At 73.2% G+C, this 21002-nt stretch carries 22 protein-coding genes; 7 read left to right on the top strand and 15 right to left on the bottom strand.

What is annotated here, in order from left to right:
• Window positions 1-20 precede the first annotated feature (20 nt).
• Window positions 21-1424 (bottom strand): GABA permease, encoded by a 1404-nt coding sequence (gabP, locus tag KPL59_RS21050; protein ID WP_226361760.1) that lies wholly within the window; start codon window positions 1422-1424, stop codon window positions 21-23.
• Window positions 1425-1547: 123 nt separating this feature from the next.
• On the opposite strand from gabP, the gene KPL59_RS21045 reads away from it, so the two are divergent.
• A complete protein-coding gene (locus tag KPL59_RS21045) occupies window positions 1548-2180 on the top strand; it encodes a TenA family protein (protein ID WP_226361759.1) in 633 nt (210 codons plus the stop codon).
• Here KPL59_RS21045 and KPL59_RS21040 read toward each other — a convergent pair.
• The gene (locus KPL59_RS21040; protein ID WP_226361758.1) at window positions 2168-2602 is read right to left on the bottom strand and encodes a hypothetical protein; all 435 of its coding nucleotides are present in this window, start codon (window positions 2600-2602) and stop codon (window positions 2168-2170) included. The two genes, KPL59_RS21045 and KPL59_RS21040, sit on opposite strands and share 13 nt — an antisense overlap.
• 83 nt (window positions 2603-2685) lie before the next feature.
• On the opposite strand from KPL59_RS21040, the gene KPL59_RS21035 reads away from it, so the two are divergent.
• Complete coding sequence (locus KPL59_RS21035; protein WP_226361757.1) at window positions 2686-3645, top strand: FAD-dependent oxidoreductase; 960 nt, start codon at window positions 2686-2688, stop codon at window positions 3643-3645.
• A gap of 121 nt (window positions 3646-3766) precedes the next feature.
• On the opposite strand, the gene KPL59_RS21030 is transcribed toward KPL59_RS21035, so the two are convergent.
• Entirely contained in the window at window positions 3767-4210 is a 444-nt protein-coding gene (locus KPL59_RS21030; RefSeq protein WP_226361756.1) for a VOC family protein, read from the bottom strand.
• Between the two features lie 113 nt (window positions 4211-4323).
• Between KPL59_RS21030 and KPL59_RS37065 the strand changes: the two genes are divergently transcribed.
• Window positions 4324-5310 carry an AraC family transcriptional regulator gene (locus tag KPL59_RS37065; protein ID WP_226361755.1) on the top strand — a complete coding sequence of 329 codons (987 nt, stop codon included), beginning with the start codon at window positions 4324-4326 and terminating at the stop codon, window positions 5308-5310.
• A 30-nt stretch (window positions 5311-5340) separates the two neighbouring features.
• Window positions 5341-5778, top strand: coding sequence for an SMI1/KNR4 family protein (locus KPL59_RS21020; protein WP_226358050.1), 438 nt, complete (start codon window positions 5341-5343; stop codon window positions 5776-5778).
• A 129-nt stretch (window positions 5779-5907) separates the two neighbouring features.
• Here the strand turns inward: KPL59_RS21020 and KPL59_RS21015 are convergent, their stop codons facing one another.
• The 3 genes from KPL59_RS21015 to KPL59_RS21005 all read right to left on the bottom strand — a co-directional run bounded on the left by KPL59_RS21015 (window position 5908) and on the right by KPL59_RS21005 (window position 7481).
• Window positions 5908-6285, bottom strand: a complete 378-nt coding sequence (locus KPL59_RS21015; protein ID WP_226362120.1) for a VOC family protein — start codon at window positions 6283-6285, stop codon at window positions 5908-5910.
• Window positions 6286-6295: 10 nt separating this feature from the next.
• Window positions 6296-7060: a transposase gene (locus KPL59_RS21010; protein WP_226360452.1), complete on the bottom strand. Its 765-nt coding sequence runs from the start codon at window positions 7058-7060 to the stop codon at window positions 6296-6298.
• Between the two features lie 142 nt (window positions 7061-7202).
• Window positions 7203-7481: a metalloregulator ArsR/SmtB family transcription factor gene (locus KPL59_RS21005; RefSeq protein ID WP_020621658.1), complete on the bottom strand. Its 279-nt coding sequence runs from the start codon at window positions 7479-7481 to the stop codon at window positions 7203-7205.
• Window positions 7482-7677: 196 nt separating this feature from the next.
• Between KPL59_RS21005 and KPL59_RS21000 the strand changes: the two genes are divergently transcribed.
• On the top strand, window positions 7678-8613 hold the full coding sequence (locus KPL59_RS21000; protein WP_226361754.1) for a phosphotransferase family protein: 936 nt from the start codon (window positions 7678-7680) through the stop codon (window positions 8611-8613).
• Between the two features lie 39 nt (window positions 8614-8652).
• Here KPL59_RS21000 and KPL59_RS20995 read toward each other — a convergent pair whose 3' ends face one another.
• The 5 genes from KPL59_RS20995 to KPL59_RS20975 form a co-directional block, all read right to left on the bottom strand.
• Window positions 8653-9294 (bottom strand): hypothetical protein, encoded by a 642-nt coding sequence (locus tag KPL59_RS20995; RefSeq protein WP_226358055.1) that lies wholly within the window; start codon window positions 9292-9294, stop codon window positions 8653-8655.
• A 71-nt stretch (window positions 9295-9365) separates the two neighbouring features.
• A complete protein-coding gene (locus tag KPL59_RS20990; protein ID WP_226358056.1) occupies window positions 9366-9554 on the bottom strand; it encodes a hypothetical protein in 189 nt (62 codons plus the stop codon).
• Window positions 9555-9717: 163 nt separating this feature from the next.
• Entirely contained in the window at window positions 9718-11295 is a 1578-nt protein-coding gene (locus KPL59_RS20985) for an AMP-binding protein (protein WP_226361753.1), read from the bottom strand.
• A gap of 196 nt (window positions 11296-11491) precedes the next feature.
• The gene (locus KPL59_RS20980; RefSeq protein WP_226361752.1) at window positions 11492-12832 is read right to left on the bottom strand and encodes a uracil-xanthine permease family protein; all 1341 of its coding nucleotides are present in this window, start codon (window positions 12830-12832) and stop codon (window positions 11492-11494) included.
• Entirely contained in the window at window positions 12829-13947 is a 1119-nt protein-coding gene (locus tag KPL59_RS20975) for an aryl-sulfate sulfotransferase (protein WP_226361751.1), read from the bottom strand. The genes KPL59_RS20980 and KPL59_RS20975 overlap by 4 nt, the downstream gene beginning before the upstream one ends.
• Before the next feature lie 91 nt (window positions 13948-14038).
• Between KPL59_RS20975 and KPL59_RS20970 the strand changes: the two genes are divergently transcribed.
• Entirely contained in the window at window positions 14039-14617 is a 579-nt protein-coding gene (locus KPL59_RS20970) for a helix-turn-helix domain-containing protein (protein WP_226361750.1), read from the top strand.
• Between the two features lie 3 nt (window positions 14618-14620).
• Here the strand turns inward: KPL59_RS20970 and KPL59_RS20965 are convergent, their stop codons facing one another.
• From KPL59_RS20965 to KPL59_RS20950, 4 genes are all read right to left on the bottom strand, one after another.
• Window positions 14621-15103: a YbjN domain-containing protein gene (locus KPL59_RS20965; protein WP_020625459.1), complete on the bottom strand. Its 483-nt coding sequence runs from the start codon at window positions 15101-15103 to the stop codon at window positions 14621-14623.
• The gene (mshA, locus tag KPL59_RS20960) at window positions 15100-16374 is read right to left on the bottom strand and encodes a D-inositol-3-phosphate glycosyltransferase (protein WP_226361749.1); all 1275 of its coding nucleotides are present in this window, start codon (window positions 16372-16374) and stop codon (window positions 15100-15102) included. The genes KPL59_RS20965 and mshA overlap by 4 nt, the downstream gene beginning before the upstream one ends.
• Window positions 16371-19172, bottom strand: coding sequence for a sacsin N-terminal ATP-binding-like domain-containing protein (locus tag KPL59_RS20955; RefSeq protein WP_374111662.1), 2802 nt, complete (start codon window positions 19170-19172; stop codon window positions 16371-16373). The genes mshA and KPL59_RS20955 overlap by 4 nt, the downstream gene beginning before the upstream one ends.
• 62 nt (window positions 19173-19234) lie before the next feature.
• The gene (locus KPL59_RS20950) at window positions 19235-20068 is read right to left on the bottom strand and encodes a DUF3027 domain-containing protein (protein ID WP_308187926.1); all 834 of its coding nucleotides are present in this window, start codon (window positions 20066-20068) and stop codon (window positions 19235-19237) included.
• A gap of 39 nt (window positions 20069-20107) precedes the next feature.
• On the opposite strand from KPL59_RS20950, the gene KPL59_RS20945 reads away from it, so the two are divergent.
• Complete coding sequence (locus KPL59_RS20945) at window positions 20108-20932, top strand: glutaminyl-peptide cyclotransferase (RefSeq protein WP_226361747.1); 825 nt, start codon at window positions 20108-20110, stop codon at window positions 20930-20932.
• Window positions 20933-21002: the final 70 nt, after the last annotated feature.

The following is a 21002-nucleotide window of genomic DNA, read 5'->3' as shown; positions in this document are numbered from 1 at the left end:
CGTAGGCGAGCGCCGCGGGCTCACCGCACGGCGGCCCGCGTGTGACGCCGGGTGAGCAGCACGCCGACACCCACGACGACGGCCGCGATGAGCCCGGTCATGCCCAGTTCGAAGCGCGAGCCCTCGCGGGCGGCCATGTAGACGAGCACCACCGGGATCACGACGATCACCGCCCAGGTGAGCACCGGGTAGGCCCACATCCGCACCGGCATCGCGACGCCGTCGCGCTCCAGGACCCGGCGCATCCGCAGCTGGGACACCGCGATGACCAGGTAGACCAACAGTGCGATCGCGCCGGAGGTCGCGAGCAGGGTCTTGAAGACCTCCTCGGGGAAGGCGTAGTTCGCGATCACCGCGACGAACCCGACCAGCGTCGACCCGAGCACCGCGAACCGCGGCACACCCTGCGAGGTGGTCCGGTTGACCAGGCCAGGGGCCTGCCCGCGGCGGCCGAGCGAGAACAGCATCCGCGAGGCCGTGTACAGCGCCGAGTTCAGGCAGCTCGCGACGGCGACGAGCACCACCACGTCGACGATGAGCTTGGCCGACGGCACGTCCAGCGCCTCCAGCGCCGCCTGGTACGACCCGACCGCGGGCAGCCGCGGGTCGTTCCACGGCACGATCGCGACCACGAGCAGGATCGAGGCCAGGTAGAACACCGCGATCCGCCAGATCACCGAGCGGGTGGCCCGGCCGATCCCGCGCGCCGGGTCGCCGGACTCGGCCGCCGCGATCGTGACGATCTCGGTGCCCATGAAGCTGAACATCGTCACCAGCACCGCGGCGACCACCGCGCCCGGCCCGTTCGGCAGGAACCCGCCCTCGGACACCAGCCGGGACAGCCCCGACACCGACGAGTCGTCGCCCACGAACCCGGGCAGCAGGCCCAGCACCGCGAGCACCCCGACGACGATGAACGCGATGATCGCGACCACCTTGAGCAGGGCGAACCAGAACTCGAACTCGCCGTAGTTGGCGACGGAGAACAGGTTGGTCACCGTCAGCAGCACGGTGACGGCCAGCGCCCAGCCCCACTGCGGGACCCCGGGCAGCCACGAGTTGAGGATGAGCGCGGCGGCCGTCGCCTCGACCGGGATGACGAGGACCCAGAACCACCAGTACAGCCAGCCGACGGTGAACCCGGCCCACGGCCCGATCGCCCGGTCGGCATAGGTGGAGAACGAGCCGGAGTCCGGCTCCGCGGCCGCCATCTCGCCGAGCATCCGCATCACCAGCACGACCAGCGTCCCGGCGAAGAGGTAGGCCAGCAGCACCGCGGGGCCCGCGGTGGCGATCGCGCTGCCGGAGCCGATGAACAACCCGGCGCCGATCACCCCGGCGATGCTGATCATGGTGACGTGCCGGTCGCGCAGCCCCGCCCTCAGCTCGCCACCGGCCTCCGGCCGGTGCGTGGTCTCCGTCATGGCGCCTCCCCCTCCTCGGTGCCACAGCCGGCGGTGGCCGGTGCGATGCGCAATGGTCACCCGGGCGTCGCCCGTTGTCACACCCCGGGGAGGTCTCCGGGGGTGACGCCTAGCCTGGGCGGCATGGGATTCAGCGCGCAGCTGCGGGAGTCGACGGCCGCGACCTGGGACGCGGCGGTGGGGCACCGGTTCGTCGAGGAGCTGTGGTCCGGCGCCCTGGACCGTGGTGTGCTCCGGCACTACCTGGAGCAGGACCTGCAGTTCGTCGACTCGTTCCTCGCGCTGCTCGGCGCCGCCGTCGCGACGGCAGACCGGCCCGGCCCGCGGGTCCGGCTGGCCCGTCAGCTCGGGCTGGTCGCGAGCCCGGAGAACGACTACTTCGAGCGCTCGCTCGGTGAGCTCGACGGGAACGCCGAACCGGAGCGGGCCGCGCCGACCGTCGGGTTCGTCGACCTGATGGGCGAGGCCCGCGACGCCGGGTACGCCGAGACCCTGGCCGTACTGGTCGTCGCCGAGTGGCTGTACCTGGACTGGGCGACCCGGCCGGGCGCGACCACCCCCGACGACCGGATCTCCCGCGAGTGGATCGAGCTGCACCGCGGTGTCGAGTTCGAGGAGTGGGTCGCGTTCCTGCGCGACGAGCTCGACCGTGCCGCCGACCGGCTCGACCCCGCCCACCGCGAGCGGGTCGCGGCGCTGTTCGTGCGCGCGGTCGACCTGGAACTGGCGTTCTTCGACGCCGCCTACGCCGGCTGAACGCGGACGACGGCCTTCACGATCTGCGCCCTGGCGACGACGGCGCCGGCGCAGACGGCGGTCACCGAGGTGAACGCGGACCGGCCGGTGCGCCGGTCGAGCGTTCCGCGGAACGCGACCTCCCCGCCCCGCGGGGCCTGAGCGGGCAGCGTGACCGCGGTGGACACCGACACCGCGTGCTCGGCCTCGGTGAGGTGCGGCAGGACGGCGAGCAACGCCCCCACCTCCAGCCCGACGGCCAGCGCACCGGCGTGCGCACCGCCCGCGCCGCCGTCGGCGAGCTCACCGATCTCGAACGCGACCCCGGCGGCCGGGTCGGCGTCGTCGACCGGCCGGGCGCCCAGCGCGGCCTGCAGCGGGACGGCGAGGACGAGTGCGACCCGGTGGGCCAGGGCCGGGCCGGTCAGCAGCGGTGCGGTCACCGGGCCGAGTCTGCGCGCCGGGGGTGACCGGGCGTCGACGTCCGGATGACGATCCGGGGCAAGCGGCTGCGAGGATCGCCGGCATGGGAGCCAACCGACGGGCCGTGGTGGTCGGCGCCGGGATCGCGGGCCTGAGCTGCGCGCTCCGGCTGCGGGAGCGGGGCTGGTCGGTCCGGGTGCTGGCCGACGTGCCGGTGGAGGCGTCGACGTCGCACCTGGCCGCGGCCGTGTGGTTCCCGACCCGGGCCGGTCCGCGGGACAAGGTCCTCGACTGGGGACGGCGCACCTTCGCCGAGCTGGCCCGTCAGGCGGCCGACGGCGTCCCCGGCGTCGTGATGCGGGAGTCGCTGACCCTCTACCGGGCGGCGCCGGAGCCGCAGTGGTGGGCCGACGCCGTCGGCGACGTCCGCCCGGCCCGGCCCGACGAGCTGCCGCCCGGCTACGCCCACGGCCTGCGCTTCGCGGTGCCACTGGTCGAGATGCCGGTGCACCTGCCATGGCTGGCCGCCGAGGCGGGGCGGCGCGGGATCGCCCTGGAACGCCGGCGCGTCACCGGGCTCGACGAGGCAGGGCGGGACGCCGACCTCGTCGTGCACTGCTCCGGGCTGGGCGCGCGCACCCTGGTCGGCGACAGCACGGTGACCCCGGTGCGCGGGCAGATCGTGCGCGTCACCAACCCCGGGCTGACGATGTCGGTCCGCGACGAGGCGCACCCCGGCGGCCGCGCGTACGTGCACCCCCGCGCGCACGACTGCATCCTCGGCGGCACCCTCGACGACGGCGTCTGGGACGCGACACCCGACCCGGCCGCCGGCGAGGCGATCCTGCGGCGCTGCCGCGACATCGTCCCGGCCCTGCGCGACGCCGAGGTCCTGGAGCATCTCGCGGGCCTGCGCCCGGCCCGCCCCGAGGTGCGGCTGGAGGCCGAGCCCGCCACCGCGACCCGCCCGCGGGTGATCCACGACTACGGGCACGGCGGCTCCGGCATCACCCTGTCCTGGGGCTGCGCCGACGACGTCGCGGATCTCGCCGACGCCGCCTGACCCCGGTCCGGCCGTCCGCGGACGGCCGCTCGAGGCGGACGACCCGCCGTCGACGGGCAGGTCGGCGGCGAACCCGGCGCGGCCCCGGCGCCCGAGCCCTCCCGGGTGATGATCGGGGGCCTCACACGATGCAGAAGTCGTTGCCCTCCGGGTCGGCCATCCACAGGTGGTCCACATGTGGAGAACCTGGGGACAGGTGCTCCTCGACGACCCGTGCGCCCAGCGCACAGAGCCGTCGCGCCTCCGCGCCCAGCCGCTCGCCGCGCAGCTCGTCCGGCAGGTGCCGACCCCCGGTGACCTGCAGGTCCAGGTGCAGCCGGTTCTTCACCGTGCGGGGCTCGTCGACCCGCAGGAACGAGATCCGCGGGCCCGCGCCCTCCGGGTCGCTGATCGCGGCGACGTCGCCCCACTCGTCGGCGGGCACCTCGTGGTGGACCAGCCACGCCTCCCAGGTCGCGAACCCGGTCGGTGGCGGGGCGGGGGCGTAGCCGAGCGCAGCGCTCCAGAACTCCGCGAGCAGGTGTGCGTCGGCACAGTCGACGGTGATCGTCCAGGGAGTCGCCATGGGTGGAGGCTACGGCCGAACCCCGACGGTTCCGCGGCCGCGCGAGTCGCGCCGATGCCCGGTCACGGGGTAGCTTTCCGCTTCCGATCACCCGGTGCACCGGTGGAGGGCGAGTGAACGGTCAGCCTCCCGGCAACGGGGTGCGACGCCTGAGCTTCCGCATGGAGTCGGCGGCCGACGTCGAACGGTTCGTCGCGGAGTTCTACGGGGGCGCGGTGGTGCTGCCGGCGGGCGACGGCCGCGACTTCGAGGTGGGGAACGAGACCGTCGCCGCCCCGGGGTTCTCGCTGAGCGACCTGTGGGTCACCGCCGAGATCGACGCGATGGTCGACCCGGTCGAGAACGAGTTCGTCGTCGATCTGGTGCAGGGCGGACGCATGCGCCTGGACACCGAGGCGTACGGCACCGTGGTGCTGCGGCCCGGTGACGTCGGGGTGCTCCCGCCCGAGGGCCGTTTCCGCGACCTCGCCGAGGACATCGACCTCGACGTCGTGGGCCTCGACCCGGCGGCCCTGACCCGCTGGGCGGGGCAGGTGCACGGCGTCGCGACCGACCGGGTGCGGCTGACCGGGATCACCCCGCTGAGCGAGGAACACGCGCGCCGCTGGGCCGCCACCGTGGTGCACGTGCGGGACCGGGTGCTCGGCAACCCGATGCTGCTGGACGGGTCCGTCGCGCTGGACGAGGCGTTCGGGCTGCTGGCGTCCCGGTTCCTGGAGACGTTCCCGAACACCGTGCTCGACGAGGTCACCCGCCGCGGGCCGGCCCGCACCCCGGCGCTGCCCGCCCGCCTGGTCCGCCGCGTCACCGAGCACCTGCGCGCGCACGCGCACCGTCCCGTCGACCCGACGGAGCTGGCCCGGCTGACCGGGGCCCCGGCCCGGACCGTGCTGGCCGGGCTGCGCCGGGCCGGGACCGACCCGGCCACCGTGCTGTGGCGCGCCCGGCTCCACGGCGTGCGCGACGACCTGCGCGCGACGGGCGACGCGACGGCGGTGGAGCGCATTGCGGGCCGGTGGGGCTTCGTCCGGCCCGGCGGGTTCCGGGTGGCCTACACCCGCGCCTTCGGTGAGACGCCGGAGGAGACCGCGGGCCGCTGACCCGCCCCGTCGCACCGGTACGGTCGCCGGGTGTGGATCGAGCTGGCGCAGCGGCTGTTCGACGTCGTCGAGCCTGCCCGGCCGGCCTCCCCGGACGACGTCGATGCCATCGGCACCGAGCTGGGCCACGAGGTGCCCCCGGACCTGCGGGCGCTGCTCCTCGAGACCGACGGACTGCACGGCCGCCACGGCGCCGCCCTGGTCCATCCGGCCCGGCAGATCGTCGACGACAACCTGGCCCTGCGCCGCGACCCCGGCCTCGCCGAGCTCTACCTGCCCTTCGACCAGCTGATCTTCTTCGCCGACAACGGCGGGGGCGACCTGTTCGGCTTCCCGGCACTGCCGAACCGCCCGGAGGTGGTCGTGTGGGACCACGAGACCGACTCGCGCCACCGGGTCGCCGGATCACTGCGGGACTACCTCATCCGCCGGGCGGGCGGCGACGGCGACGACTGGTACCGCCACTGACCCACCGCCCCTCGGGGAAGTGGTCACCCGCTGCCCCGGCCGCCCGGACGACGTCGACCAGTACATGAGCGCTGTCCGGGCGGCCCTCGACAGCACTCAGGTACTTCTCGACGTGCCGGATCACGGCCGTCAGTAGGAGAACAGCTGGATCAGGTTCCCGCAGGTGTCGTCCACGACCGCGATCGTCACCTCACCGGCGGGGGTAGGTCGTTGGACGACGGTGGTGGCGTGCTCCGAGACGAGCCGGTCCACCTCGGCCTGCACGTCGTCGACCTCGAAGGCCGCCAGCGGGATGCCGTCCTCGACCAGCGCCGTCTTGTAGGTCTTCACGGCGGGGTGCACATCGGGCTCGAGCAGCAGCTGCGGCCCCTCCGGGTCACCGGGGGCGGTGACGGTGAGCCAGCGATGCTCTCCGATCGGAATGTCGTGCTTGATCTCAAATCCCATCACATCGCAGTAGAACCGCTTCGCCTGGTCTTGGTCGTCGACATAGACATTGAGGCTTATTCAGGCTCCGTCAGGTAAGTGTGTAGAAGATGAGTCCGATGACTGCCGAGATTGTCGTTTTAAATGTGGCGTAGGGCCGCCGGTAGTCTGCGTGGAGAACTTTCCACGTTTTGATATGGGCGATGACTCGTTCGATGGTGGCGCGTGTGTGGTTGAGGCTCTTGTTGAATGTTTTTTGCCAGTCGAGAAGTTCCCGGCCGGGTGGTTTTTTGAACGGGGTGAGCATGCCGCGCCCGATGTATCCTTTATCGCCGATCGGGGGGTATGTGGCGAGGTGGTCGAGGGCGCCGGATTGGTCGAGGCAATATAGGTCGTGTCGGGAGCCTGGGGTCGGGTCGGAGATCCACGACAGCTGCCCTTCCAGGGTGGCTGCGACCTGGACGACGACGCCGGTGGTGCGATGCTTGCCCGACCACAGACCCGGCACCGCGGCCCATGACCAGCAGGGCAGCAAGGTTCCATCGATGATGTACTGCCGATCGGCACGAAGCTCCTCTGCCGTCGGAACGACACTCCGCAGCGCCTGTGCCAGCAACGGTGTCACCCCCGTGATCGCTCGACTAACCGTCGACTGCGACACCCCATAGGTTTCCGCCAACTCCCACTGCACACGATTCCCGCGCAGATACGCCAACGTGATCACCACCGACCAGAACAACCCCAGAACCGGCGGCCAAGACAAACGTGCCTCCGTCGCGTCCCGCTGATCCTGCTCATACACTATAGCGACAAGATCCTGAATTTCATCACGCCGGAAACCAGTGGTATAGTACATACTGCGGCAGCCCGTTCATCTCGGATTGATTCGGCAAACCAATATTCGCGATGGACGGGCTGTCGCCCAACCCGACACGCCGGGCTAGATCGTTATTTCACGGGGCCTGAATAAGCCTCATTGCAGTAGGACACCTTCGCCATCACGTCGCTCCTGGAGGCTCTGGCCAACGCTGCGCTATCTCACGCAGCGGGCGGGTATCGATGTCGTGGAACTTGTAGCGGCCCTGCCGTCGGACGGTGACCAGTCCGGCGTCCTCCAGAACTGCGAGATGCTGGGAGACGGCCTGCCGGGTCGGAGAGAAGCCTCGTTCGAGTAGCGCGCCACAGAGCGCGAACAACGTCTGTCCATCGGTCGCCGTGAGCGCATCGAGCAGCGCGCGCCGAGTGGGATCGGCGAGAGCCCGGTAGATGTCACCCACGTCCGGAACTATAGGCAAGTAGCAACTTGCCTGTCCAGAGCGGCGGCGGGCCATGCCCGGCGACTCGACCCATGTCGAGCACGGCGGCGGCGTCCTAGGCTTTCGACACCGCGCGCAATGCCGATCACGAGGGTGGCCACAGGTGAGCCAGGGGCAGCTATCGAAGCAGCTGGTCCGATACATGCAGGAGCGGGGCATGACCGTGGTCGGCCCGCTGGAGCCACTTGCCGATCAGGGACGAGCCGGCAACGTGTACCGGTTCGTGGCAGCGCAGGCAGATGACCCGACATCCGCGAAAGCGATGACGCTCAAGACCTACGGCGCCACCGAAGCGGGAGCCGAACACGCGAGGCACGAATGGAATGCGCTCGTCTGCCTGCACCGAGAGCGCTGTGCGGTCCCCCCGCCGTACTTCGTTGAACCGGATATGACCGCCTTCGCCTGTCCGGTTGTCGCGATGGACCACATCCCCGGTGAGTCGCTGTGGAGCACCCTGCAGGAGACACCCGGCAGCCAGAGGACGCGACTTCTCGGCGAGTTCGTACGCACACTCGTGGCACTGCATCGGATCCAGCCATCGACGCTGCGCGGGCCGGCTCCGGAGGTCGACCCGCTCGACTCTCTCGGCCAGGAGATCTCCGAGATCCGACGCGACTGCGAAGGACTGCACGCCCCAGGCATGGCCGGAGTCGCGGAGTGGATACAGGAGAACAGGAACTCGGTTCACCCGGCGACCGATGTGATCCAACATCGCGACTACCACCCCTGGAACGTACTCGTCGGCCCCGATCGAGATCTGTGGGTCGTCGACTGGAACTGGGGCGTCGGGGATCCTCGATTCGACGTGGCGTGGACATGCAGCCTGCTCGCGCGAAGTGGACACGACGACATCAGCACCTTCGTCAAGAACGACTACGTCCGACAGAGCGGGAACCCGCTGGAGAGCTTCAGCTACTTCGAGGTGCTGGCAACGATCCGCTGGATGCTCAACGTGTTGCTGCCTTCACGATCTGACGCGCCGAAAGGCGACGTCGCGCTGCAGGACTTTCGAGACTTCCTCGTCGGCCCCATCGAACAGGCGGTGCGGACGATCAGAACGAACACGGGCCTTCACATCGAAGTCGCCCCCTAGTGCGGCGGCGAGCATCCCGTACCTGTTCCGTGAACCCCGTCACGGGCGGCTCGCCCACGTGGGTTCGACGCCCGCCGCCCGCAGCTCGGCGACGATCTCGTCGCGATCCTCCCGAACCTGACGCCGGTCAGCCGCGGTGAGACGGAACCAGATCAGGTCCGTGACCGCGCCGGCAATGTCCTCACGGACACCCAGCAGCCGCCCTACCGCCGCTCGCGCCTCGTACTTGTCCGCGGACGCCGCGATCGCCTCCGAGACCTCCGCGTACCGGTTCTGGGCCAGCGCGACGGCATCGAGGACCTCCAACCGCTGCGTCGCCAGCTGGATCTGACGCGCCTGGTCGGTCGAGTCCACCTGTCGCTCGACCTCGACAAGTGCGGCTCGCTCCAACGCCTCGCATTCGTCGTCGACAGGTCGAGCCAGCGAATATCTCAGGCGCTCGACCACGAGACGCCACAGGCCAGGCGACATCCTGATCTCCAGAGCCTGGTCCATCGGGGGCCACTCACCGTCGATCCAGGGAACCTGGTCCCAACCGGCCTGACGAACAGCGAGGGCGGCATCTTCGAGCTGGGTGTCCTCGTCGAATCTGGCGGAGTGACCGACATTGTCCATCATGGCGTCGATGACGGACCAGGAGCGGGCGGTCAACCGAGCGGTCGTTGCGTCGCTGTCGGTCATACCGTCGATGCTCGCCGATCAGCAGGACACGTACAACAACCGGATCTCGGGAGCGCCGGATCGGTGAAGCGCTACTCGATGTCGGCCCAGACGACGAACCCGCTCGTGCCGAAGACGACGTTGATGCGGTCGAACCGGAAGTCGTCCTCCCGCCACGCGTCCCGGGTGACGTCGCGGAACGCCCACCCGAGCGCCCCTGCCCACGCCCGCGCCTCACGTGGCGTGAGCCCCAGAAACTCGTCCGCGGTGTGCGTGGCCACCGTGAGAGTGTGGAGCGCGAGCGGCGGAACGGCCAGCGGTTTCGTCCGTCCACACCGGACTGCACCGTTCTGGACACCCCCCGGACCGCCCGGCATGCCCCCACAGACGACGGGACGGCGCCGTCCCCGCAGGTCACGACGCCGTCCCGGCAGTCCAGAAGGGTCAGGCCTGCTCGGTCTCCCGAGCCCGCAGGTCCTTCCGCAGGATCTTCCCCGCGGCCGACTTCGGGATCTGGTCGATGAACTCGACCACGCGCACCTTCTTGTGCGGCGCGACCCTCTCCGCGACGAAGGTCATGACCTCGTCCTCGGTCAGGTCCCCACCCGAGGACTGCTTCACCACGAACGCCTTCGGGACCTCCTCGCCGTCGGCGTCCTTGACCCCGATGACCGCGGTGTCGGCGATCTTGTCGTGGGTCAGCAGCAGCGCCTCCAGCTCGGCGGGCGGCACCTGGTAGCCCTTGTACTTGATGAGCTCCTTGACCCGGTCGACGATCGAGTAGACGCCCTCGTCGTCGACGACGGCGATGTCGCCGGTGTGCAGGTAGCCGTCGGCGTCCTTGGTGGCGTCGGTCGCGGAGTCGTTGTTGAGGTACCCGACCATCACGTTCGGGCCCTTCACCCACAGCTCGCCGCGCTCGCCGACACCGACCTCCTTGCCGGACTCCGGGTCGACCAGCTTGCACTCGATGTTCGGCAGCGCGAAACCGGACGAGTTCAGGTCGAGGTCGCCGCGGTCGTCGGGCATGCAGTGGCTGACCGGGGACAGCTCGGTCATGCCGTAGCCCTGCAGCACGGTGCAGTTCAGCCGCTTGGCGACGGCGCGGCCGAGCTCGCCGTCCAGCGGGGCGGCACCGGAGAAGATCGTCTTCACGCAGGACAGGTCGAACTTCTCGACGATCGGGTGCTTGGCCAGCGCGACGGCGACCGGCGGGGCGATGTAGAGCCGGTCGACCTGCAGGTCCTGGGTGATGGTCAGGAACTGCTCGAGGTCGAACTTCGGCATGGTGACGACGGTGGCGCGCGCGTGCAGCCCCTGGTGCATCATCACGGTCATGCCGTAGATGTGGAAGAACGGCAGGAACGCCATGATCTTGGTCTCGCTGGTCACGTTGCCCATGACCTGGATCTGGAGCAGGTTCGCCACCAGGTTGCGGTGGGTCAGCACCACGCCCTTGGCCAGACCGGTGGTGCCGGACGAGTAGGGCAGCACGGCGGTGTCGGTCGCGGAGGTCGTCAGCTCGGGCGCCGGGGCGCCGGAGCTCACGAGGTCGCGCAGCGAGTCGTGGCCCTCGGTGGCGTCGATGGTGAGGACGACGTCCTCGGACAGCCCGGCCTCCTTCGCCCCCACCACGGCGCGGTCGAGGAACGGCGAGACGGTGATGACCATCTTCGCGCCCGAGTCCTTGAGCTGGTGGGCCAGCTCGCCGCCGGTGTACATCGAGTTCGCGCTGGTCACGATCCCGTTGGCACGCAGGATGCCGTGGAACAGTGCCGCCCACTGCGGCAGGTTGGGCGCGAACAGCGCGACGACGTCGCCCTTCCCGATGCCGCGGGCGGCGAGCCCACCGGCGATCTTCTCGACCAGACCGTGGAACTCGGTGTAGGTCAGCTGGTCGCCGGTGGTGCCGTCGACGATCGCCGGCGCATCCGCCCGGTCGCCGAAGCCGTCGGCGAACAAGAACTCGGTGAGCGAGACGTCGGGGATCTCGACGTCCGGGTACGGGCTGCGCAACGACAAGGGTCGCTCCTTCGCGAGGTCCTACGGAGCAGAGGCGACGCCGATCATCGCCCATGAGGGGCGGCCGTGCCAGGACGGCACCGCGGGACCGGCCGGGGAGGTCCGGTCCCGCGGAACGGGCCGGGACCGCTGCCGGACCGGAAGGCCGGTGGCGAGGTGCCGTGCGGGGCCCCGTCGGGCCGGGTGACCCCGCCGCTCACCCCTCCGGTCGTGGCTCCGTCCGTGGCTCCGCCTGCGCCTCCGGCCGCGTCTCCGGCTGTGGCTCCGTGCGACGCAGCAGTTGGTGGGCCAGGGCCCCGACCAGCGCGGCCATCGTCACGCCGCTGCCCAGGACGAGCCGCAGTGTGACCGGGAGCGCCTGGTAGACCGTCGGCATCAGGACCGGCAGCAGCCCGGCCGCCAGGGCGAGCGTCGCCGTCATCAGCGCCCGGTCGTCGCCGAGCCCGCTCCGGGCGACCATGCCGACGCCGAGCGCGGCGACCATCGCGAAGACCACCACACCCGCGGCGCCGACCACCGCGCTCGGCACGGCCGCGACCCAGCGGGCGACCGGGGCACACACCGACAGCACCACGAGCAGCACGGCCGTGCCGACGGTGACGTACCGGCTGCGCACCCGCGACAGCCGGACGATGCCGATGTTCTCGCCGCTGGTGACCATCAGCGGTCCCCCGAGGAGCCCGGCGAGCACCGAGGTGACCCCGTCGCCCCGCACGGTCCGGGTGACGTCGTGCCGACCCACCGGCCGGTCCACCGCCTCGGCGGTGAGCACCGTCTGCCCGGCCGCCTCGGCCATCGCGCCGATCGAGAACAACAGCAGCGGCACCATCGCGGGCAGCAGGAGCTCGGGCGCGCCGAACGGGAAGGGCTCGGGCAGCGCCAGCAGCGGACCGGGCGCCGGCGGGGTGATCCGCCCCGCGACCGCGGCCACCACGGCCCCGGCGACGATGCCGAGCAGGACCGCGAGCCGGCTCAGGCCACCGGGCAGGACCCGATGGGCGACGACGATCGTGCCCACCGTGACCGCGACCAGCGCGAGCGCCCACGGCGACGGTCCCGCCGGGGTGTCCGACACGAGCCCAGCGTTGATCTTCACCAGGTTGACGCCGACGACGATGATCATCGTCCCGAGCACCACCGGCGGGAAGAACCGCATGAGCCGGGTGAACACCGGCGCCAGCACGACGACGGCCAGCCCGGTGACCACGACCGCGCCACTCGCCGCGGCCGGTCCCGCTTCCCGCGCGATCTGCGCGAACAGGGCCACCGCCGCCCCACCGGGCAGCATCACGAAGGGCAGCCGGGCCCCGATCCCGAACGGACCGATGGACTGCAGTGCCGTGCCGATCCCCGACACCAGCAGCAGCGCGGCGAGCAGGCGGGCCCCGGCGGCGGCGTCGAGCTCCAGCGCGGCGGACAGCAGGAAGGCCGACGAGACCGGCCCGGCCACCATCACCAGCAGGTGCTGCACGGACAGCGGCGCCAGCACCCGCAGCGGCACCCGCTGCCCGGTCGGGTCGACCGTCGGCGCGCTCACCGGTCCAGCCAGGGCAGCTCGTCGGGGGCGTACCGGTAGGCCCGGAACAACGCGTTCGACGGCCCGGGGAAGTTCCGCCGGACCCGTTCGTCGGCGTAGGTGCCGATCTCGGGCAGCACGTACTCCCAGCAGACCCTGCCCTCCCCGGTCACCTCGAACAGCCTGCCGAACCCGGACTCGGTGATCAGGGTGTTGCCGCCCGGCAGCCGCTGGACGGCTCCCATGAACGGGGTGAAGAACGCCTCGGGCTGCGGGTCCCGCCAGCTCCACACGACCTCGTGCAGGTCGGGGTCCAGCTCGACCACCCTGCTGAAGGGGACGCTCTCCCCCGGCCGGAACACGCCGTTGTCGAAGACCAGGATGTTGCCGTCCGGGAGCTCCTGGGCGTGGTGCTGCTGGGACACCGTGCCGGGCGCCGACCGGCGCAGGACCTTCCCGCTGGCCCGGTCGATCACGATCACCGCGGAGACCGACCGCAGGCTGGCGAGCACGGTGCCGTCGGCCATCGGCACGACGCTGTTGACCAGGGGCCAGTGCTCGCGCGGGTAGTGCGCCCCGAGCGGGTACTCGTCGGGGTCGAGGTGCTCGGCGGCGTGCCAGCGCCACGTCTCGGTCCCGTCGGCGTCGACCTCGGTGATCACGTCGGCGTACACCGCGCCCGCGTGCTCGGTGCCGGGGACGCCCCCGCGGACCGCCTCCGAGGCGGCCGGCCCGAGCTCCTCCAGCACCGTGTAGAGCACGCGGCCGTCGACGAGGTGGTGCGCGTCGTGGTGGGCGAGCGGGTCGCGGTGCTCGCGCACGACGGTGCCGTCGGGGGCGAGCTCGGCCATCACCCCGCCGCGGTACTTCTCCCAGAACGGGAAGAGCTCCGGGCCGTCGGGATGCACACCGTTGTACGCCAGGTTCCCGTTCGGGAGGATCCGCGCGTGTCTGCCCGCCCGCCACGGTGGCCGCCACTCGTGAACGACGGTGCCCGCCATGTCCACCAGCCGCACCAGGCCGGTCTCCGCGCCACCCGCCGCCAGCGGCGTGTACAGGGTGTACCCGGGGAACGCGTGCTCCGGATCGTGCCCGATCAGTCCGGTGCGCCGCCGTGCCAGCGTCCACTGGTCCATGAGAACCTCCCACAGGGATCAAACTTTTGACATCAAAAGTTTGAGCCAGTCCGGGCCGGGAGACCAGGCCCGTGTGTGAAAGGTGTGTGACATGTCAGGGCCTCAGGTGGGCGCCGTCGTCCGCGCGCTGCGCCGGGAGCGCCGCGCCACCCTCGCCGACGTGGCCGCGGCCAGCGGCCTGTCCGTCCCCTTCCTGTCCCAGGTGGAGAACGGCAGGGCCGCGCCCAGCATGCGGTCGCTGCAGGCACTGGCCGCGGCCCTGGACACCACCGCCGTCGCGCTGCTCTCGGCCGCGGAGGAGGCGGGCCGGGTCGACGTCGTCGCCCCGGAGGACAACGCCAACGCCGACGGGGCGGGCCGGGTCCGCACCCTCGTCCGCGGGGATCGGCACCTGCACGCGCTGGAGTTCACCGGCAGCACGGGCCGCGCCGGGGACTCCTTCCGCCACCCGCACGACGAGCTGCTCTACGTCGTGCGCGGGACCGCGCGGGTCTGGGCCGGCGACGAGGAGTTCGAGCTCGCCGCGGGCGCCGCGTTGTACTGCTCCGCCGGTGTGGACCACCGCTGGACCGCCCTGACCGATGACACCACCGTGCTGCTCGTGGGCATCAACGATCGGGCCAGGGTGTCGCTGCCGGCCGGCCCGCCGCGGGCGGCGGACCGCCCGTGAGGGTCAGTCGTCGAACAGGTGCTCGAACGCCGTGAGGTTCGCCGTGGACTCGCCGTGTTCGGTACGCCAGGCGTACTCGCGGCGGATGGAGGAGGCGAAGCCCAGCTCCAGGAAGGTGTTGAAGTCGCCGTCGGCGGCCTCCAGCACCGATCCGAGGACGCGGTCGAGCTCGTCCGCGGTGACGGCGTGCCGCGCCAGCCGCCCGACGAGGTGGATGTCCCCGACCCGGTCCAGGCAGTAGTGCACGCCGTAGAGCTTGGCGTTGCGCAGCAGCATGAACCGGTAGACGCCCTCGTGGTTCTCGTCGGGCCTGCGGCACACGAACGCCTGCACCGCGAGGGTCTGTTCGCGCAGGATCAGCCAGGTCTGGGTCTGGAGCCTGGCCTCGCCGGGGAGGGTGACCAGCCACTGCCCGGGTCCACGGTGGACGTACTCGGCCCCGGAGTCGGCGAGCGCGGCCCCGATCCGCTGCTCCAGCTCGCTCATGCGTCCCCCCGTCGCCGCGCCGCGAACTCGGTGCGGGCCTCGTCGTAGGCGCCCAGCAGGGCGTCGGTCGTCCGGTCCCAGGAGAAGCGGTGCGCGTGCGTCGCCGCGGTCCGCCCCATCTGCTCGCGACGGCCCGGGTCGAGCGCGAGCTCGCCCAGCGCGTCGGCCCAGTCGGAGATGTCGTGCCCGGTGACGAGCAGCCCGGACCGGCCCTCGGCGACGGCGACCGGCAGCCCGCCCACCCGGGTGGCCACCACCGGCGTCCCGCAGGCCTGGGCCTCCAGCGCGACCAGCCCGAACGACTCGTTGTGGCTCGGGACGGCGACGACGTCGGCCGCCCGGTAGACCGTCACCAGCTCGTCGCCGGCCCGCGGCGGCAGGAACCGGACCAGATCGGTGATCCCCAGCTCGGCGGCCAGCTCGTGCAGCGAGGTCGGCTCGGCCAGCCCCGACCCCGACGGCCCGCCCGCGACGAGCACGACGAGGCGTTCACGCAGCCCCGGTACCCGCGCGACCAGCTCGGCGGCGGCGCGCAGCAGCACGTCGGGGGCCTTCAGGCGCTGGATGCGCCCGACGAACGCCAGCACCACGGCCTCGGCCGGGAGCCCCAGCTCGGCGCGGGCCGCGGCCCGGTCGCCGGGCCGGAAGCGGTCGGTGTCCACCCCCGGCGGGATGGTGACGGTGCGGTGGGGGTCGGCGTCGTAGAGGTCGAGCAGCTGCTTGGACTCGATCTCGGTGTTCGCCACCAGCCGGTCCGCCTCCGCGACGACCTGGTCCTCGCCGATCACCCGGACCCGCGGCTCGGGGGTGTCCCCGGCGGCGAGCGCGGCGTTCTTGACCTTGGCCAGGGTGTGCGCGGAGTGCACCAGCGGCACCCCCCAGCGGTCCCGGGCCAGCCACCCGACCTGGCCGGACAGCCAGTAGTGGGAGTGCACGACGTCGTACCAGCCCGGGTCGTGCCGGGCCTCGGCCCGCAGCACCCCGGCGGTGAAGGCGCACAGCTGGCTCGGCAGGTCGTCCTTGCCGAGCCCCTCGAAGGGGCCCGCGGCGACGAACCGGACCGTCGCGCCCGGCTCCAGCTCGACCGTCGACGGCTGCTCCGACGACGTGGCGCGGGTGAAGATCTCCGCCTCGACGCCGCGGCGGGCCATCCGGATCGCCGTCTGTGCGACGTAGACGTTCATCCCGCCGGCGTCGCCGGTGCCGGGCTGCTCGGTCGGGGAGGTGTGCACCGACAGCACCGCGACACGTCGGGGCAGTCGTTCACTCACCCGAGCATCCTGACACGGCGCCGGAGCGCCAGCGCAGCCACCAGCGCCCGCAGCGGGTCGGCGGCGTGCCAGTCGTCGCCGCGGCCGGGCCACGCCGGGACGGTCACCGTCCCGCCGTCGTCGAGGTCGACGACCAGCTCCTCGTGCCGGTGCAGCCGCCCCGGGGGCGCGGGTTCCCCCAGCGCGGCCAGTACCGCGGCGACCTCGGGGTCGGCCGTCCACGGGCCGAGGGTGCCGGTGCCGCGGGCCGTCCCGGCGACCCGGTCCGAGGCCAGCGGCGCGTCGAGCAGCTCCGCGAGCGCGGCCGGATCGGGCCCGCCGGGGACCGCGGGCACCGCGTCCAGCGCGGGCAGCACCCACGGCGCGTCGAGGACGACGGCGCGATCGGTCGGCGCGACCTGCCCGGTCGCCGTGCGGACCCGGTCCGGCGGGTCGACGTCGTCGAGGTCCACCCGCCCGTCGGCGACGGCCGCGGCGAGCGCGGCGTAGGCGGCCGCGGCGACCTCCCCGCTCACCGTGCGGGCCGGGTCGGCCAGCCGGTCGAGCAGTTCGACGACCTCGTCCGGCCCGTCGACGACGACCCGGTCCCGGACCCCGACCGCGGCGAGCACCGCGTCGTCGACGCCGGGCAGGGCCGCGACCTCGTCGTAGAGCCCGGCCAGACCGGTCGCCGAGCGCAGCCGCCACGTGCTGGGCAGCCGGCCGTCGAGGCGGACGTGGCGCGACAGCCACCAGGCGGTGTAGCCGGTGAGCAGCGCCGCCCGGGTGTCGCGGTCGGCGGCGAGCAGGGCCAGCGCCGCGGGCCAGCGGTCGTCGGCGACGAGGTCGAGGTCGCGCACGGCGGGCGGGGTGTCACCGTCGTCGGGGTAGTGCTCGGCGTCGTGCAGCACGTCGGGGTCGAACGGGACGACCGTGAACCGGTCCAGCACGCCCGCGGCGACCAGGGCGTCGCGGGACACGTCGGCCCACTCCGGCCCCAGCACGCCGACCGGGGCGTCCGGGTCGAGCAGGTCCCGGACGGCGGCGTCGGGCAGGACGAGCTCGTCGGCGCGGGCGGGGCGGCCGTCGTCGTCGGTGAGCGCCAGGGACCCGAACCGCGGGTCCGGCGCGGCGGCGGGGGTGTCGAGCAGGGCGAGGACGGCACGGGCCGCCGCGGTGGTGTCCAGGCCGGCCTCGGCGTCGTCGACGGACCGCTCGACGGCCGCGTGCAGGGCGGGGGCGTCGAGCAGGGTGTCGCGGTCGGCGTCGGCGGCACCGAGACGGCGCAGCAGCGGATGGACGGCGTCGGGGTGGGCGATCCGCAGCTCGGGGAGCGCCGTCACGGCGGCCGGGGCGTCGCCGTCGGGGAGCAGCACCGAGGCGGGCCCGGGCACCAGACGACCGTCGACGAGTGGGACGGGCAGCGCGCCCAGCTCGGCCGCCAGCCCCGGGACGGTGTCGACGGCCGGGGCGAGGGCCGCGTACAGCTCCCGCCACCAGCCGGGAGCCGCCTCGACGCCGGTCAGCCGCTCGGCCAGCGCGGCCGCGCCGACCCGGTCCACGCCGAGCGCGGTGGGCGGGACGAACCCGGACGCGACGAGCCGGGAGAACGCCGGGTCGCACGCGGCGAGCAGCTCGGGCAGCCCGTCGGCGGGTACGTCGAGCCACTCCGCCCGATTCGGCGCGAGCAGTCCCGCGTCGTCCTCCGTGCCGTCCTCTGCGTCCTCCGCCGCCGCCGCCGGTGCGGTGCCGGTGGGGGATGCGGCGGCGGGGAGCCACGGGGTGTGGGTGAGGGTGGCGAGGAGGGCGTCGCGGAGTCGGCCGTCGAGCGGCGAGCGCGGGAAGCCCGGCTCCGGCACCAGCCCGGCGCGGTCGGCGGGGTCGACCCGCCGGACGAGGTCGGCGTAGGCGGCCGCCGCGGCGTCCACCAGCACGTCGACGGCCGGGTCGTCGGCACGGATCCGGCGGCGGTCCGGGTCGAGCGGGAACGGCGCGATCAGCCGGGCGGGCAGCGACAGCTGCTCGGCGCTGCGGGTGGGTGCGTGCAGGACCTCGCCGTCGTCGGGTCCGTACGGGGCGGGCCGGTCGCCGCGCAATCGCAGCGCCCAGCGGACGCCCGCGTCCCCGGTCACCAGCAGGTACCCGGTGTCCCCGACCCGCACCCGGCCGTCGCCGAGGTCGGTGCGGGCGACGGTCACCGGGCCCGCGGTCACCGACTCCAGCCCCGGGAGCGCCAGCAGCAGGTCACCGGCGGTACGGGCGAGCTCGTCGAGCAGGTCGTGCGGGTCGATGCCGGGTACCGGACGCAGCCGGACCTCGGTGGCGAACCCGGGCGGCGGCGGCTCCTCCTCCGGCGCGGGCCAGGCCAGCCGCAGCACCGGCACCCGGGCGTCGCGGGCCAGCTCGGCGGCCGCCTCGCCGCCCAGTGCGGCCACCTCGACCGCGGTCCGGGCGGCGGAGAACGCGACGCCGCCCGCGGCGGTCACCAGGCGCGGCGCGGTGCAGACGGCGAGGACCGCGGCGAACCCGACGCCGAAGCGGCCGGTGGCGCCTGCGGTGTCCCGCTTGGCCGAGGCCCGCAGCGCGGCGAGCGCGGCGACCCCGGCGCCGTCGAGCGGGGCCCCGGTGTTGGCGACGCGCAGCTCACCGTCCACCACGACCGCCCGGACCCGGCCGGGCAGGTCCGCGGCGAGCGCGGCGTCGGCGGCGTTCTGGAGCAGCTCGGCGACCCAGGTGTCGGCGTAGCCACCGCGGCGCAGGTCGTCCTCGGCGTTGACGTCCTCCCGGAACCGGGTCGGCGACGACGACCAGGCCGTCAGGACCCCGTCCCGCAGCGCCGCCGTGCCGAACGGGTCGGTGCCGTCCGCGACGCCGGTGGGGCTCAGGACCCGACCGGCTCGAGGTCGACGCCGTCGGCGTAGACCAGCGCCGAGACGTGGACCGGGGAGCCGGACGGCTCGGTGACCGAGGAGTGCGCGCCACAGCCGAACTCGACGGCGACGACCTGGGCGTCGGCCGGGGAGGAGCCGTTCGCGCAGACCCCGAACACCCCGTGCAGCGACCCGGCGAGCGGCACCAGGAACCCGCAGGTCCCGCAGGACGCCGGCGCGGACCGGGCGAGGTCGGCGGCCGGGCCGCGCTCCCCGTCCTGCCAGCGTTCGGCGGCGGCGATGCGGCCCTCGTAGGACAGCACCCGTTCGCGGCCGAGCCCGACCTCGCGGGCGAGCGCGTCGACGGCCGGGTCCCCGGAGTCGACGTAGCCCGGCACCAGGCGCGGGTCGTCGGCCGGGGTGGGCAGCAGGTCGCCGGGCTTGAGGTCGCCGGGACGCACGCGCTGGTCCCACGGCACCCAGTCGGGGGCGACGAGCGCGGTCGAGCCGGGCAGCAGCACCGACTCCGAGACCGTCACCGGGCCGTCGTCGGCCGCGGCGGCGACGGTGACCGCCCAGCGCCAGCCGCGGTAGCCGGGCAGGTGCGCGGCGAAGGAGTGGGTGACCGAGCCGTCGTCCTCGACGGTCGTGCCCAGGTGCGCGCCGACGGCGGCCACGGCCGCGGCGGCTCCCAGCTCGTCGGCTGCCTCCTCGACGGCCGCGGCCCGCGCCTCGTCCACCGCGTCGAACAGGTGCGACGGCGCGGGAGTCACCCTGGGCTGCGGCGTCTCCGCCCGCTCGTCACCGCAGTCGCCGACCTCGACACCCACCTCACCAGTGCTCACCTCACCAGTGTGCCACCCGCGCCCGGGCATCCTGGGCGGGTGCCCGCCCGAGCGCTGCTCCCCCGCCCGTCCGCGACGGGCCTGCTCCCCCTCCTGCCGGCCCTCGTGCTGGCCCTGGTGGCCTGCGGTGCCGCCGCCCCGGCGCCCGGACTGCCCGCCCCGGGCCCGGTACCGGTGGTCCGGCCGCAGGTCCTGGCCGAGATCCCGCACGACCCGCAGGCGTTCACCCAGGGCCTGGAGCTGCGCGACGGCACGCTCTACGAGGGGACCGGCCGGGTGGGGCGCTCACAGCTGCGCGCGCTGGACCCGGCGACGGGTGCGGTGCGGGCGGCCAGCCCGCTGCCGCCGGCCTACTTCGGGGAGGGCATCACCGTCGTCGGGGACCGGATCTGGCAGCTGACCTGGCAGGACGGGGTGGCGGTCGAGTGGGACCGCGCGACGCTGCGGCCGCTGCGCGAGGTGCCCGTCGACGGCGAGGGCTGGGGGCTGTGCCTGCTCGGCGACCGGGTGGTGCGCTCGGACGGCAGTGACCGCCTGTTCTTCCACGATCCGGCCGACCTGGCGGCGACCGGCTCGGTGGCCGTCACGCTGGACGGCGTCCCGGTGACCCGGCTCAACGAGCTGGAGTGCGTCGGGGACCGGGTGTGGGCCAACGTCTGGCAGACCGACGACATCGTGCGGATCGACCCGGCGACCGGGGTCGTCGACGCCGTCGTCGACGCGACCGGGCTGCTGCCGGCCGGGCAGCGGGCCGGTTCCGACGTGCTCAACGGCATCGCCCACGTCGACGGCGACGAGTACCTGCTCACCGGCAAGCTGTGGCCGACGACGTTCCGGGTGCGGCTCCCGGTGCCCCCGGCCTGACGCACGCTGCGCCGGCCGGGTGACACCACCCGCCGGGATCGCCGGAACCGGCGGTACCCGCCTGCACAAT

It is taken from the genome of Pseudonocardia sp. ICBG1142, assembly GCF_020496255.1.
Taxonomy (GTDB): domain Bacteria; phylum Actinomycetota; class Actinomycetes; order Mycobacteriales; family Pseudonocardiaceae; genus Pseudonocardia.
Note: the sequence above shows the minus strand (reverse complement) of the source record. Positions and strands in the feature narration are given on the sequence as shown.